The organism is Phyllobacterium sophorae (assembly GCF_003010965.1).
Classification (GTDB): Bacteria; Pseudomonadota; Alphaproteobacteria; order Rhizobiales; family Rhizobiaceae; genus Phyllobacterium; species Phyllobacterium sophorae.
Map to the genome: position 1 here is coordinate 211639 of NZ_PGGM01000002.1, position 12760 is coordinate 224398.

Consider the following 12760-nt stretch of genomic DNA (forward strand, 5'->3'; position numbering starts at 1 on the left):
TTTGCGGTACACTTCAGGCATGTCATCGCGAAAGAGAGCTCTGAGCAGTTTTCTGTCACTGGCGGCTTTGTTGGCCAGTTTTTCTGCGCGTGCCCAAACAGCCGAGACCGATGTTGATGTTGAACTGGTACTCGCGGTAGACGCATCGCGGTCCATGGAACCTTTCGAACAGAAAATTCAGCGCGATGGTTATATTGCCGCCTTCCGCCGCAAGGAGGTAATCGATGCCATTCGCGAGGGCGTTCATGGACGCGTCGCGATCACCTATGTGGAGTGGGCAGGGTCGACAGTACAACGGACGATTGTCCCTTGGACATTGATTGATAGCACTGAGTCTGCCGAACGGCTCGCGGCCGCACTTGGTCAGCCTATCCCGTCGACACAGAGCAGGACTTCAATTTCCGGTGCGATCGATTACAGCAGCACGCTGTTCGACAATAACGGTTTCAAAGGGATGCGAAAGGTCATCGATATATCAGGTGATGGCGCCAATAATAATGGCCGGCCGGTCGCGGAGGCACGAGAGGAGGCAGTGGCCAAAGGGATCACTGTCAATGGCTTGCCCCTAATGACGCGTGGTGATTTCTATTCCGACTGGGCAGTTGCTGATCTTGATATCTATTATAGTAACTGCGTCATCGGCGGGCCTGGTGCATTCATGATCCCGGTCAATTCGTGGGACCAATTTCCCGAGGCCGTTCGCCGTAAGCTCGTGCTGGAACTTGCCGGGAAGGAGACGCTTCCCACAATCCTTATTGCCCAAAACAGACCAGAATATGATTGCCTGTCCGGCGAGCGCATATGGCAACGGCGCATGCAGGACTGGGAATCGCGATAGAGACTTCTGTTTCTTCGCTCTAGGCGGCCATCAATTGCTTGCGGTCAGCGCGTTCCTGCTGTGGCGAGCGGCCGTAAAGTTCGCGATAGCACTTCGAAAAATGCGATGCTGAAACAAACCCGCACGCCACTGCCACTTCGACGATCGGCATGGATGACTGAATCAGCAGGTGCCGCGCGCGATCAAGTCGAATCTCGAGATAGTAGCGGGCAGGGGAGCGCCCCATTTCCTGGCGGAACAGCCGCTCGATTTGACGGCGTGACAGCCCGACGTGATCGGCGATCTCGATCAACGAAAGCGGTTCGGAGAGACGTGCCTCCATCAACTCGATGATAGTCAGCACCTTGGAGTTCTGTACCCCAAGCCGGGCCCGCAGCGGCAAACGCTGCCGGTCGTGGGGGCTGCGGACACGGTCGGTCAGAGCTTGTTCGCAAACGCGGTTGACGATGTTGTCGCCAAAGTCGTCCCCGATAAGTTTTAACATCATGTCCAGCGCTGCCGTGCCACCGGCACAGGTGTAAATATTGCCATCCACCTCGAAGAGGTCGGCATAGACATCAGCCTTTGGAAAAGATTCAGCGAAGCCCGGCAAATTCTCCCAGTGAATGGCGCAGCGCTTGCCCGAAAGCAGGCCAGCTGCGGCGAGAATATGGGCGCCGGTGCACAGACCGCCGACGGCAACGCCGCGGTTGAATTCTTCACGGAGCCAGGCAAAGACCGACTTGTTCTGGAATTTTTCGACATGCACACCGGAACAAACGAAAACCATGGAGGGACGCTCTTCACCGGTCAGATACCGGCGCTCGTCCTCGAGTGATGAAGTGGTGGCGCATTCAACGCCATTGGATGCCGTGACCGGTTTCGCGTCCACGGACGCAAGACGCCAGCGATAGGCTTCGTAACCGAGCATGCGATTTGCAATGCGCAGCGGTTCAATCGCCGTCGCAAAGGCGATCATCGAAAAGCTCGGTACCAGGAAAAAAACGAAAGATCGTTTCGTGAGGCCAACTTGATCCATGATGATTCTATGTTCCCGTATCTGGCTTTCGAGCCATGTCGCAGCTGAAGTAGCAACTTCAATTCCTGGACGCGGTCTCTAGAGCTTTTTTACAGATAGAACCATAGAATTATTCTAAATGGAAGGGATCTAACCTGTGTCGCAAAAGCGCAGGTATCACATATGATAAAGGGAGCAGACAGGCTGTTATCTGCTCCCTTTGTTTGTCTGTTTCATGGCTAGCGCCGGAACTTCAACTTGTTGAATTCGCTGACCTGCCGTTCGTATAGATCTGGCCAGCCGATGTCGCATCGAATGTCGTCTGGCAATCCATCAAGCGCCATTTCGGTTGCCCGCAACCGGCGCTCGCGAATGAAGACCTCGTGGGCGCGCGTAATGGCCCGGGTAAGACGATTCGCTTGATCAACAACAGAGGTAGTTGCGCGTTCTGCAAGACTACGTGTGTGGCTGTGATAGAGTTCATCGCAAGTGGTCATTTTCATACTCCTCTTGATTATCGGCATTTTCCGATGCCGTCCGCTTCCTGATCTTGACTATCGTCTCGAGTTGATGTTCAATCAAACGAAATTATAGAACAGTATGTTTCAGAAAAATTGATGGAGGATACGACGTCATGTCAGCACCCATGCATCATCCCATCCCGATCCTGGATCTCGATGTATTGCGTACGTTCGCAATGATTGCCGAGACCGGGAGTTTCTCGAGCGCTGCCAACGCGGTATTTCGCACGCCGTCGGCGGTTTCCATGCAGATCAAGAAGCTTGAAGAAACATTGGGCCACGTGCTGCTCGAGCGTGATGCGCGCTCCGTGAAATTGACGCCGAGCGGCGAGATTCTTCTGGGCTATGCCCGGCGCATGCTGGCGCTCAACCGCGAGACGGTCGCCAAATTCATAGCGCCGACAGTCTCGGGCATTGTGAGGCTCGGTGCTCCAGATGATATCGGCGAGCGCGTATTGCCGTTCGTACTCAAGCGGTTCTCGGAATCACATCCCGACGTAACGGTCGATGTCGTGATCGATCAGAGCAATAGCCTGCGCAAACGACTGGACGAGCAACGACTTGATGTCACGCTCGTCAATGTGAACGAGACGCTGGCCAAGGTCGATGAGATCGAAATTCTGATGACCGAGGACATTATCTGGGCGGGCGCCAAATGTGGCACGGCCCATGAGCGCAATCCCCTGCCACTTTCCATGTGGGAAGAGGGATGCATCTGGCGTGCCGATGCGATCAACGCGCTGGAAAGTGCCGGCAGGGAATATCGCGTTGCCTATATGAGTGCCCATACAATGGGACAGCGCGCCGCTATTATAGCCGACCTTGCCGTTGCGCCGTTTTCGAAGTTCCTGCTGGACGACCACATGGTTCAGCTTGGCCCTGAGCATGGTCTGCCGCCGCTAGGCGAATCCAAACTCGGTATGCTTGTCGCCAAGAATGCGGGCGCGCACGTCAAAGCGGTTGCCCAGCATTTGCGGGTTTATTTTGAAGGTTATGAGAGGACGGGGAAACTGTAAGTTTACCTGCTCCGGCAATATGCCTTCAACGCCCTGACGGCATCCACGCTCGTCTGCTTGCGCGAGGCGGTTTCGAAACCAAGCCGCCTTGCCGCTTCGCTGACCGGGGCTGTCAGGACTGCGCAGGATGAGTGTATCTCGTCAAACGGCACGCGATCCATCAAGAGGTATGCATTGCCGATATTGATCCCGGAGCCGGGCATGATCTTGATCCTGCCCATGGCGAGCTCATACGTCGCTTCCAGATCGCTGATGCCGGCAAGGGCGTCCAATGACCGGCCCGACGTCAAAATGCGTTCAAATCCGAGTTCGACGGCCATGGTGACGGCTTCGTCGAGGTCCGGGACGAGGTCGAATGCACGGTGCAGTGTGACGCCGAGCCCCTGGCACTGGCGCATCAGCCGCTCCAGGGTTGAATAGTCGAGCTCACCGTTGGCGAGATTTGCGCCAAACACCACACCGGCCAATCCCGCAGAGCGAACGGCATCAATCTCGCGCAGCATTGCATCGATATCAGCCTCGGCGAAAACAAAATTGCCTGGCCGGGGCCGGATCATGGCGTAGATGGGGATCGGCGAAACGGTTGCCTGTCCAATCAGGCCAGGGGTTGGTGTCAGCCCGCCCAGTTCGAGCGCCGAGCAGAGTTCGACCCGGTCCGCACCACCGCAAATGGCCGCCGCCAATCCTTCGGAACTGTCGACGCAAACCTCCAGCAAGACGCTCATTTCGTGACTTCCATCAATCCGAGCACGCCGGCGCCGATCAGACCGGGCTCGATCTTGAGCTCGCCGGGGATGACCAATGGTTTGTCGGTCCTGCGCAAGATGCGTGCGCGAACGGCCTCATCCAAGCGTTGGATGAGAGGGACTGAATTGGCAAGCCCGCCGCCAACAGGCACGATGGATGCGCCGATAACATTGATTGTCATCGCGAGCGGACCGCTGACTATGTCGATGTAGCAATCGATTGTTTGCTCTGCCGCAGGGTGGCCAGCATTCCATGCGGCAATAATCTCGGTGCTTGGCAAATTCACGCCGTGCAGGTGGGCGTGCAGCCTCTCCATGCCACGTGCAGCACCAACCGCATCGACACAGCCGACCTGTCCGCAGCCACAGGCATAGCGCGGAATGGCCACTGGCGGATTGCCGGCGAGCGTCGCTGAAACGGGTCCGTGACCCCATTCGCCGGCGAAACCGCCGGCGCCTTCGTGAATCTTGCCGTTGATGACAATACCACCGCCTACACCTGTACCGAGAATAATGCCGAAGACGATGCGATGACCGCGTCCCGCACCAACCACGGCTTCAGAAAGCGCAAAGCAGTCGGCATCATTGGCGACGAGAACAGGTCTTTGCAGCTTTTCGCTGAGATCGGCGACAAGCGTTCTGCCATGAATGCACGGAATATTGGCGCACGTAATCTTGCCGGTATCGGAATCGACGACGCCGGCAATCGAGATGGAGACAGGGTTTGCCGGATCAACGCCGCCATCCGCAGCGATCTTTTCAATGGCCGCCGCAAATGCGTCGAAGTCATGCAGCGGCGTCGGTACTTTCGGCAGCGGCCTTATATCTTCGGGCGAATAGGCAATCGCGCCCTTGATGGCAGAACCGCCAATGTCAAAGCAGGCTATCATGGCAAGCTAATTCCGGAATCAAATGATCGTGGATGCTTGATAGCGGAAATTGACTGCTGGACAAAGCTATTCGCGGTTGCGCCGTGCTGCACGATCCTCTCGCGAGCGGCGTCGCGGCGTTGCATCGCCAGCAATACCATCCTCGCTGACATTCTTGCGTGGCGGCAGGGTCACAGCCAAAGATAGCTTCGGGAATGGATCGATCTTGTTCGGCATGGCCATGGCATAAACGAAATGTTGCTGGAATTTTGGTTCCAGCGCCGTCTCGATCTTCTCGATGCGGGTAACTGTGTCTTCAATCTCGCGGCGATAGTTGCGATTAAGCAGGGCCATACGCGCGCCCGTACCGGCGGCGTTGCCCACGGCCAGGACCTTATCCAGATCGCAATCCGGGATCAGACCCAGGACCATGGCGTATTTGGGGTCGATGAAGGAACCAAACGCACCTGCAAACCGGATCTGGTCGACATGATCGATACCGAGCTTGTCCATCAAAAGCTTCACACCGGCATAAAGTGCCGCCTTGGCAAGCTGGATTGCGCGAACGTCGTTCTGCGTGATGATGATTGTCGGCGAACCTTCATGCAGAAGGTACGAAAAGGTCCGTCCGGTGGCCCTGACACGGGGGGATTTTGCAGCCAGGGCGCCGTCGACAACGCCATCTTCGGAGATGATTCCGGAAAGGTACATCTCGGCAATGACTTCAATGATGGCCGATCCACAAATACCCGTGATACCGCTGGCCTGCACGGCTTCGGCAAAGCCTGCCTCGTCGGACCATTGTTCCGTGCCAATGACGCGGAAACGCGGCTCCAGCGTCACGGGGTCAATGCGCACGCGTTCAATTGCGCCAGGCGCGGCGCGCTGGCCGCCGGAGATCTCCGCGCCTTCGAAGGCGGGACCAGTCGGAGATGAGGCAGCGACAGTGCGGTGCCTGTTGCCCAGGACGATTTCGGCGTTGGTCCCGACATCCACGAGCAGCATCATTTCGTCCTGGCGATGCGGGCCTTCGGCCAACGTCGCAGCGGCGGCATCGGCGCCGACGTGCCCCGCAATACAGGGCAGCATATAGACCCGTGTTCCGGCGTTCATTGCCAAGCCGATGTCCGTCGCCTTCAGATGAACCGCGCCAGAAACAGCAAGCGCAAAAGGCGCCCCGCCGAGCTCTGTCGGATCAATGCCAAGGAACAAGTGATGCATAATCGGATTGCCGACGAAGACGGCATCAAGAATGTCTTCGCGCGCAACGCCGCCCTCGGCGCAAACCTTGTCGATCAGTCCATTTATGGCCTCGCGCACAGCCTGCGTCATGCCTTCCCGGCCGTCCGGGTTCATCATGACGTAGGAGACGCGGCTCATCAGATCTTCGCCGAAGCGGATTTGCGGATTGGACGTGCCAGCGGATGCGATGGTGCGGACTGAGAGCAGCGACGACAGATGCATGGCGATGGTCGTCGAGCCGATATCGCAGGCGATGCCATAGGCTTCGTTCTTCAGGCCGGGCCATAGGCCAATCATGGTCGGCCGCGATGTCTCCTCGTCCTGGTATATGGCGGCTGTAACGCCCCACTCACCCTTGCGCAAAATCTTCTGGACGTTCGGCAGGATGTGGGCATCGACTTCAAGATTGCGGACGCCCCATTCCTTTTCGAGGGCAGCTTTCAGGCGATCGAGATCACCGAGCGGCTTGTGCATGTCGGGCTCTTCCACCTCGACGTAGCACATATGAACCGCGGGGTTGCGCTCGATGATGCGCGTATCGGCATCCTTGCGCACAACCTGCGCGTTGACCTGAACATCGTGAGGAACGTCAACGACCAAATCGCCGAGAATTGTCGCCGAGCATGACAGACGCCGGCCTTCCTTCAGGTCGCGCTTTTCCGCATAGCGCTGTTCCTTCGGCCCGAACTCTGAAATGTGTTCATTGGAGGAAGTAATGCCGTGTTTGGCAAACTGCCCCTCCTGCACTTCGACCTGGCAGCGTCCACAAATACCGCGACCACCGCAGACACTTTCGACATACACCCCGAGGGTGCGCGCAGCGTCCAGTACAGGAGTGCCTACAGGAAAGCGTCCACGCTTACCCGACGGCATGAAGAGAACAAGCGCTTCCTTTGCCGATGCCTCTGGTGCTTTGACGGGTGCGTTCACAATCGATGCTCCAAACTTTCAAGGCGAGGGGCAGTTTAACCGCCCGCCGCCTTTGTATGCTGGTCAGTTTGCGTAACGCAAACCGTCAGCCTGCGGCGCCGCGCCGCGCCTCGCGACCGCCACGACGGCGACCGCCACCGGCGGAATCGGCCGGCACGGATACAGAGGGCGCTGCTCCTGCCGCTGCTGGCTGGTGATCGCGATATTTCTTGATCCAATAGGTGCAATTGGCGTCCGTTCCGTTGAGAACGTTGGCCGCATGAACGGCTTCCATTTCCTGCGGACGGCAGGGGTTCATGATCGCCGACGTCATGCCGGCGCCGATTACCATCGGAATGAAGCCGGCATTGATGCCATGGCGATGCGGCAGGCCGAAGGATATGTTGGAAAGACCGCAGGTCGTGTTAACCTTCAGCTCCTCGCGCAAGCGGCGCAGCAGCGCGAAGACCTGGCGGCCAGCGTCGCCAAGCGCGCCAATAGGCATAACCAGCGGATCGACCACGATGTCATGCGCTGGAATGCCGAAATCGGCGGCACGCTGCACGATTTTCTTGGCCACGGCGAAACGAACGTCGGGGTCCATAGAAATGCCGGTCTCGTCGTTGGAGATCGCAACGACAGGCACATTGTATTTCTTGATCAGCGGCAGGATGGCTTCGAGCTTCTCCTCTTCGCCGGTCACGGAGTTGACGAGGGGACGGCCCTTGGCAACCTTCAGTGCAGCTTCGATGGCAGCGGTAACCGAACTGTCGATAGACAGCGGCACATCGACCAGGTTCTGGACGATTTCCAAGGTCTGAACCAATAGACCCGGCTCTGTTGCATTTGGATCAACCGCCGTAACACCCGCATTGACATCCAGCATGGTTGCGCCGGCAGCCACCTGCTCCAGCGCATCCTTGATGACGGTGTCGAAATTGCCGGATATCATTTCCGCCGCGAGTTTTTTGCGGCCTGTCGGATTGATCCTCTCGCCGATCACGCAGAAGGGCTGATCAAATCCGATGATGATTTCTTTGGTCGCCGAGGCAACGATCGTGCGGGTCATAAGTGCCTTTCCTGGCCGTGCTGGCCGTTCCTCAGCTGGCTGCTGCGTTTGCGGATGTGTGGGAAGCGTTGTGTACTTTCCACGAGCCACGATCGACGAGCCATTCGGACGATTTTTTCAGGCCGCCGAAGGGGAAGATGTGGATCTGTTTGATCGCGGAAGCCGGATTTGCAATGGCATGCTGTTCGATCGGGCCAACAACACCCTCGGGTGAGTGGCTCGTGGCGAGCGCCGTCAGGGAGAGGGCATTCTTCTTCAGGAAGCTGATGGAATTGCCAACACCGCACATGGCGGCATATTTGATCAAAGTGGTGATCTTGGCAGGACCGGCAACGCCAAGGTGCACAGGCAGATCAACGCCGTGTTCGCGCAGTGATTCCGAATATCGGATGAAGCGATCGGCGTCGAAGCCGAACTGGGTAACAACGCGCAGCTTGGCGCCAGTGCGCTCGCCGAAATTCTTCTTCAGGCGCAATGCCTCGATTGCGACAGCTTCAGAGAACTCAGGGCTGCCTTCAGGATGACCGGCCACACCCATCTCGGTGATGCCGTATTTGTCGAAGAAGCCTGTCTCCAGCACTTCCATCGTCGATGAGAATTCCCCGGCCTGACGCTCAAGGCCGCCGCCGATAACGAGAACGTCGGTAACGCCAGCCTCCTGAGCGGCGCGGCGGATACGGGTTTCGAGGGCTGCCTTGGTCGACAGCCGCCGTGACGCAAAGTGCGGCACCGGCTTGTAACCAAGATCATGAATGCGCTTGGCCGCAGACGTCAGCGTATCCACGCTGTCGGTGCCCATGTCGGTAATATAGACGCGGGTACCCGCTGGAAACAGACCAGGCAGGTCCTGCGATTCAATGGCCTGGCGTGCTGCCACTTCGATGGATGCTGCGATCTTTGTCATTGGCTTCGCTCTCAATTCATGAATTGTCATGTCCACCTGCCTTTACAAGCGCCACAAGGCGTTCCCGATCATATTCGTTTTCAATTCGCGCCAAGGCTGCATCAGCCTCAGTATCCAGATCATCACTTACAGGCACCGGAGTGCCGCGACGCCATTCCGCCAGATAGGCGTCCGAATCTTTGGCGCCAATCCGCATGGCACACATGTCGATGGCTTCGGTAAAACGAAGGGGAAGCTCGCGCTTTGCTGCCTGACGGCCCTTCTTGACGGTCACTTGAGCAGGAATGTCCCGCCAATAAACGACAATGAGATCAGCCATGCAATCAATCCTCCGATGAGGACCCTTTTGCCGGAATATCAGGGGTTAAGCTTGCTATCTCACGACGCGCGCGCACTCAAATGCGACGTGCTTCATTAGTGTTTTTGCGACAGGCGATTCAGAAAGGCCAAAAGCTTGCGGCGTAAGCAACCACACTCGCGGCAATGAAGGCAAAGCCGAAGACAATACTGATAGAGACGACGCCGAGAATGAGTCCTGCGAGCATCAGTCTGCCGTCCCGCTCGCAGAGCGCAATGCCTATGATTGCGGTAGCCAAGGCAGGAAGCCAATTGGAAAGGGGCATAGGAAGCACGACGGACATGCCAAGAATAGTGGTGAACACACCCAACCAGCGATCACCTTGTTTGCGTCCGAATGGCCAGTTGCGCGGCCGGATGAACCGCTCCAGCCATTGCAACCAGGGAACGACCTTGTCCGATATTTGCCGAAAGCGCTCGGGAGAGATCGTTTTGTCGCGCATAAAGGCAGGAAGCCAGACTGACTCGCGGCCCATAACCATCTGCACGGAAACAAGAACGAGGGGAATTCCCGTGACGACACCGGTCCCTGGTGGCAGTGGCAAGAGATTCAAAATGGCAAAAAATGTGAGGAGTGCCGCAAAACTTCGATCGGTAAAGGCGTCTTCAAGCTCGGTGAACGATACCGGCACGACGGCGGTAAGCGACAGATCCTCGAAGACCTGCGAAAGAGAGCGCGGGTCATTGTCCGCTGTTGAATGTATGGTCGCCTCATCGGGCTTTATTTCATGATCTGCGTCGATAGCGGCCATCGTCTCGTCTTTGTTCGTATTTTGACGCATATGGAGCGATAATGGTGACATTGCAATGACGAAAGCAATTCAGCGCTTCAATTCAAGAATATCCATGAGCGATTCGAGGGCAGGGGCGGGAAACTCGATCCGGAATTCATTGCTGCCGGTACGATAGGCATAACCCACCTGGTCATTGTCCGGTCCCGCGCTATACGCCTTCGGCTTCTGGCCGGCAATATAACCGACTCCGAGATAGGTGAGGCGGTTATCGCTGTCGGTGTAAAAACGTCCCTTCGTCCGCTGTGAACCGCTTGTCTTTTCCAGCACCCAGCCTGACCCATCGTCGATGACACGGCAATCGAACCAGTCATAGACGGTCAACGGTGGTTCGTTGCCAAGTTTTGTCGTCCGGCATTTCCAGTCGCCGGTCATATTGAAGTCTTCACTGAAAGTGAGGTTGGCTTTGGCAAGCGTGGCGTTCAACACCTGCACATCCGCTGCAGCGCCGCCCTTTCGCGCCTCATCGAGCGCCTTATTCCTGGTTTCCTCGTATTTGTCGAGCCGGGCCTGATCGGACTTGGTAATCAGCCGAGTGATCGCCCCGTCGGCGTGAGCATAATTTGCACAAGAAAGGCACAAAATGGTTGCGATAGCGGCGCGAAACATCGTGGGATTACTCCTGTTTTGGTCCGGTTTTGTGCAAATGAACAAAGAAACGGTTCATTTGATGGCGCCCGACGCGAGCTAATGACCTGTCACAGATATCAGGGCGGGAACCAGATCGCCATAACCGGTGAGGCGGCGCTCATAGGTCAGACCAAGAAAAGCGGCAGCCTCTTCGGCTTTGGCAGTCAACTCAGCATCATCTGTTTGCGCCAGATAGATCATTTTCGTGTAGTTGCCGAAGTACATATCACGTAATTCGGGATGACGATCCAACCCAAGGGGCTTCACCAGAAATGCGTCGAAATGGCGGGCGAGAAAATCCGTCATGAAAAACGAGGTCATGTCGTCGTCCCACTGCGTGGCGAACGTTTCATTCCCGACATAGAATGAAAAGCAATGCGGTCCGGCGATGCGTTCGACGCCATGTTTTTCACAGACGCGATCGAGCATTCCGCCTGTGCCGCAATCGGCATAACCGACAAAAATGCGTTTGATACCCTCAGCTTTTGCCTTGATAATCGCGCGATCCACGGATGGTGCAATCTTGTCGGGGTAGTGATGATAGATCGCAGGCAGGCATTTCAGGTCTATATGATCGAGGCCAAATTGTTCGCGTATCGCCAGGATTTCACGGGCGATCATCCCGCAGGCAATAACCCTCACGGTCTCTGCGGATCTCGTTGACTTTCGGCTTACATTCATGGAACTGATTTTGCTCCATCGCGTTATGCGAGCGTTGGATTTATTTTACCAAAACGGGAGATATCGTCCATGAGACTATCACACATCGCTCCGATTGCCGCCATTCTTGCCGTTGTCGCTCTTGCAGGCTGCGCAAATACCATTCGCGGCATGGGTGCGGACGCGGCCAATACGGTCAACGCGACCCAGAGCGCTGGTCAAAGGGTGGCAAGATCTGCCAATTAACTAACGATGTCGAGCCCGCGAGGTGTTTCTCATTGGCTCCAGCCAGCATTTCAAGAGCGGCCGCATTTGCGGCCGCTTTTGTAATGTTCAGGCACCCGAGAGTTGGTTGTGCTTGCGCTTCATGAACGCCTTGGCCGTCTCCACCGCTACCGCCGCATCGCGGCAGTAAGCGTCGGCGCCGACAGCCTTGCCGAACTCTTCATTCAGCGGCGCACCACCAACCAGCACGACATAGTCGTCACGAATGCCCTTTTCCTTCATCGTGTCGATCACGACTTTCATATAGGGCATCGTTGTCGTGAGTAGTGCCGACATGCCCAGAATGTCAGGCTGATGCTCTTCGATGGCGGCGAGATAGTTTTCGACGGGGTTGTTGATGCCAAGGTCGATCACGTCGAAGCCGGCACCTTCCATCATCATCCCGACGAGGTTTTTGCCAATGTCGTGAATATCGCCTTTGACCGTTCCAATTACGAGCTTGCCCTGTTTGGGGGCGCCGGTGGCGGCGAGAAGGGGACGCAGAATAAACATGCCGGCTTTCATCGCATTGGCTGAAAGCAGAACTTCCGGCACGAAAAGAATGCCGTCGCGGAAATCCTCGCCGACGATGCGCATTCCCTCGACCAGAGCTTCGGTAAGGACCTTGTAGGGTGCCCAGCCGCGCTCAAGAAGAATTTGAGTGCCTTCCTCGATTTCTTCCTTCAATCCGTCATACAGATCATCGTGCATTTGCTCGACGAGTTCATCGTCCGAAAGCTCCGAAAGAATGATTTCATCATCGGCCATGGGTATGCGTCCTTTCAAGCGTTATGCACAGGTCAGTATCATAACTGGCGTTCTATTAACATATCGGGCAAGTTGCTGAAAACGCATCGCTTAAATGCGACCTAGTAAATGACGAAAACGACTGGGTGTTTGTCTTCGATGCGCCATTGCGTGCCGCACACGGAAACGCCATTACAAGC

The 12760-nt window shown here is 56.5% G+C and carries 15 protein-coding genes; 3 read left to right on the forward strand and 12 right to left on the reverse strand.

Features of this window, described 5'->3' with window-relative positions; all coding sequences use genetic code 11:
- The first annotated feature begins 19 nt into the window (after positions 1–19).
- On the forward strand, positions 20–838 hold the full coding sequence (locus CU103_RS04935) for a DUF1194 domain-containing protein (RefSeq protein WP_106662827.1): 819 nt from the start codon (positions 20–22) through the stop codon (positions 836–838).
- Positions 839–857: 19 nt separating this feature from the next.
- On the opposite strand, the gene CU103_RS04940 is transcribed toward CU103_RS04935, so the two are convergent.
- Both CU103_RS04940 and CU103_RS04945 read right to left on the reverse strand, forming a co-directional pair.
- Entirely contained in the window at positions 858–1856 is a 999-nt protein-coding gene (locus CU103_RS04940; protein WP_106662828.1) for a GlxA family transcriptional regulator, read from the reverse strand.
- 218 nt (positions 1857–2074) lie between these two features.
- Positions 2075–2332 carry a hypothetical protein gene (locus CU103_RS04945; protein ID WP_146147748.1) on the reverse strand — a complete coding sequence of 86 codons (258 nt, stop codon included), beginning with the start codon at positions 2330–2332 and terminating at the stop codon, positions 2075–2077.
- A gap of 137 nt (positions 2333–2469) precedes the next feature.
- Here CU103_RS04945 and CU103_RS04950 point away from each other — a divergent pair, with 137 nt between their 5' ends.
- Positions 2470–3372 (forward strand): LysR family transcriptional regulator, encoded by a 903-nt coding sequence (locus CU103_RS04950; RefSeq protein ID WP_106662830.1) that lies wholly within the window; start codon positions 2470–2472, stop codon positions 3370–3372.
- Between the two features lie 2 nt (positions 3373–3374).
- Here CU103_RS04950 and CU103_RS04955 read toward each other — a convergent pair whose 3' ends face one another.
- From CU103_RS04955 to CU103_RS04995, 9 genes are all read right to left on the reverse strand, one after another.
- Entirely contained in the window at positions 3375–4097 is a 723-nt protein-coding gene (locus CU103_RS04955) for a copper homeostasis protein CutC (protein WP_106662831.1), read from the reverse strand.
- On the reverse strand, positions 4094–5008 hold the full coding sequence (locus tag CU103_RS04960) for an ROK family protein (RefSeq protein WP_106662832.1): 915 nt from the start codon (positions 5006–5008) through the stop codon (positions 4094–4096). The genes CU103_RS04955 and CU103_RS04960 overlap by 4 nt, the downstream gene beginning before the upstream one ends.
- A gap of 66 nt (positions 5009–5074) precedes the next feature.
- On the reverse strand, positions 5075–7102 hold the full coding sequence (locus CU103_RS04965; RefSeq protein ID WP_245448650.1) for an ASKHA domain-containing protein: 2028 nt from the start codon (positions 7100–7102) through the stop codon (positions 5075–5077).
- Between the two features lie 142 nt (positions 7103–7244).
- Positions 7245–8207, reverse strand: a complete 963-nt coding sequence (locus tag CU103_RS04970) for a methyltetrahydrofolate cobalamin methyltransferase (RefSeq protein ID WP_106662834.1) — start codon at positions 8205–8207, stop codon at positions 7245–7247.
- A gap of 31 nt (positions 8208–8238) precedes the next feature.
- Positions 8239–9111, reverse strand: coding sequence for a methylenetetrahydrofolate reductase (locus CU103_RS04975; RefSeq protein WP_106662835.1), 873 nt, complete (start codon positions 9109–9111; stop codon positions 8239–8241).
- 16 nt (positions 9112–9127) lie between these two features.
- Entirely contained in the window at positions 9128–9430 is a 303-nt protein-coding gene (locus CU103_RS04980; protein ID WP_106662836.1) for a virulence factor, read from the reverse strand.
- Positions 9431–9548: 118 nt separating this feature from the next.
- Entirely contained in the window at positions 9549–10220 is a 672-nt protein-coding gene (locus tag CU103_RS04985) for an exopolysaccharide biosynthesis protein (RefSeq protein WP_245448613.1), read from the reverse strand.
- Positions 10221–10289: 69 nt separating this feature from the next.
- Positions 10290–10868 carry a DUF4893 domain-containing protein gene (locus CU103_RS04990; protein ID WP_106662838.1) on the reverse strand — a complete coding sequence of 193 codons (579 nt, stop codon included), beginning with the start codon at positions 10866–10868 and terminating at the stop codon, positions 10290–10292.
- 78 nt (positions 10869–10946) lie between these two features.
- Entirely contained in the window at positions 10947–11570 is a 624-nt protein-coding gene (locus CU103_RS04995; RefSeq protein WP_106662839.1) for a DUF1638 domain-containing protein, read from the reverse strand.
- A gap of 69 nt (positions 11571–11639) precedes the next feature.
- Between CU103_RS04995 and CU103_RS05000 the strand changes: the two genes are divergently transcribed.
- Positions 11640–11795 (forward strand): entericidin domain-containing protein, encoded by a 156-nt coding sequence (locus tag CU103_RS05000; protein ID WP_106662840.1) that lies wholly within the window; start codon positions 11640–11642, stop codon positions 11793–11795.
- An 87-nt stretch (positions 11796–11882) separates the two neighbouring features.
- On the opposite strand, the gene CU103_RS05005 is transcribed toward CU103_RS05000, so the two are convergent.
- Entirely contained in the window at positions 11883–12581 is a 699-nt protein-coding gene (locus CU103_RS05005; protein ID WP_106662841.1) for a corrinoid protein, read from the reverse strand.
- Between the last annotated feature and the right edge of the window lie 179 nt (positions 12582–12760).

Coding starts and splice junctions, on each gene's coding strand:
- CU103_RS04935 (WP_106662827.1), top strand. CDS start 20: ATGTCATCGCGAAAGAGAGCTCTGAGCAGTTTTCTGTCACTGGCGGCT.
- CU103_RS04940 (WP_106662828.1), bottom strand. CDS start 1,856: ATGGATCAAGTTGGCCTCACGAAACGATCTTTCGTTTTTTTCCTGGTA.
- CU103_RS04945 (WP_146147748.1), bottom strand. CDS start 2,332: ATGACCACTTGCGATGAACTCTATCACAGCCACACACGTAGTCTTGCA.
- CU103_RS04950 (WP_106662830.1), top strand. CDS start 2,470: ATGTCAGCACCCATGCATCATCCCATCCCGATCCTGGATCTCGATGTA.
- CU103_RS04955 (WP_106662831.1), bottom strand. CDS start 4,097: ATGAGCGTCTTGCTGGAGGTTTGCGTCGACAGTTCCGAAGGATTGGCG.
- CU103_RS04960 (WP_106662832.1), bottom strand. CDS start 5,008: ATGATAGCCTGCTTTGACATTGGCGGTTCTGCCATCAAGGGCGCGATT.
- CU103_RS04965 (WP_245448650.1), bottom strand. CDS start 7,102: ATGCCGTCGGGTAAGCGTGGACGCTTTCCTGTAGGCACTCCTGTACTG.
- CU103_RS04970 (WP_106662834.1), bottom strand. CDS start 8,207: ATGACCCGCACGATCGTTGCCTCGGCGACCAAAGAAATCATCATCGGA.
- CU103_RS04975 (WP_106662835.1), bottom strand. CDS start 9,111: ATGACAAAGATCGCAGCATCCATCGAAGTGGCAGCACGCCAGGCCATT.
- CU103_RS04980 (WP_106662836.1), bottom strand. CDS start 9,430: ATGGCTGATCTCATTGTCGTTTATTGGCGGGACATTCCTGCTCAAGTG.
- CU103_RS04985 (WP_245448613.1), bottom strand. CDS start 10,220: ATGGCCGCTATCGACGCAGATCATGAAATAAAGCCCGATGAGGCGACC.
- CU103_RS04990 (WP_106662838.1), bottom strand. CDS start 10,868: ATGTTTCGCGCCGCTATCGCAACCATTTTGTGCCTTTCTTGTGCAAAT.
- CU103_RS04995 (WP_106662839.1), bottom strand. CDS start 11,570: ATGAATGTAAGCCGAAAGTCAACGAGATCCGCAGAGACCGTGAGGGTT.
- CU103_RS05000 (WP_106662840.1), top strand. CDS start 11,640: ATGAGACTATCACACATCGCTCCGATTGCCGCCATTCTTGCCGTTGTC.
- CU103_RS05005 (WP_106662841.1), bottom strand. CDS start 12,581: ATGGCCGATGATGAAATCATTCTTTCGGAGCTTTCGGACGATGAACTC.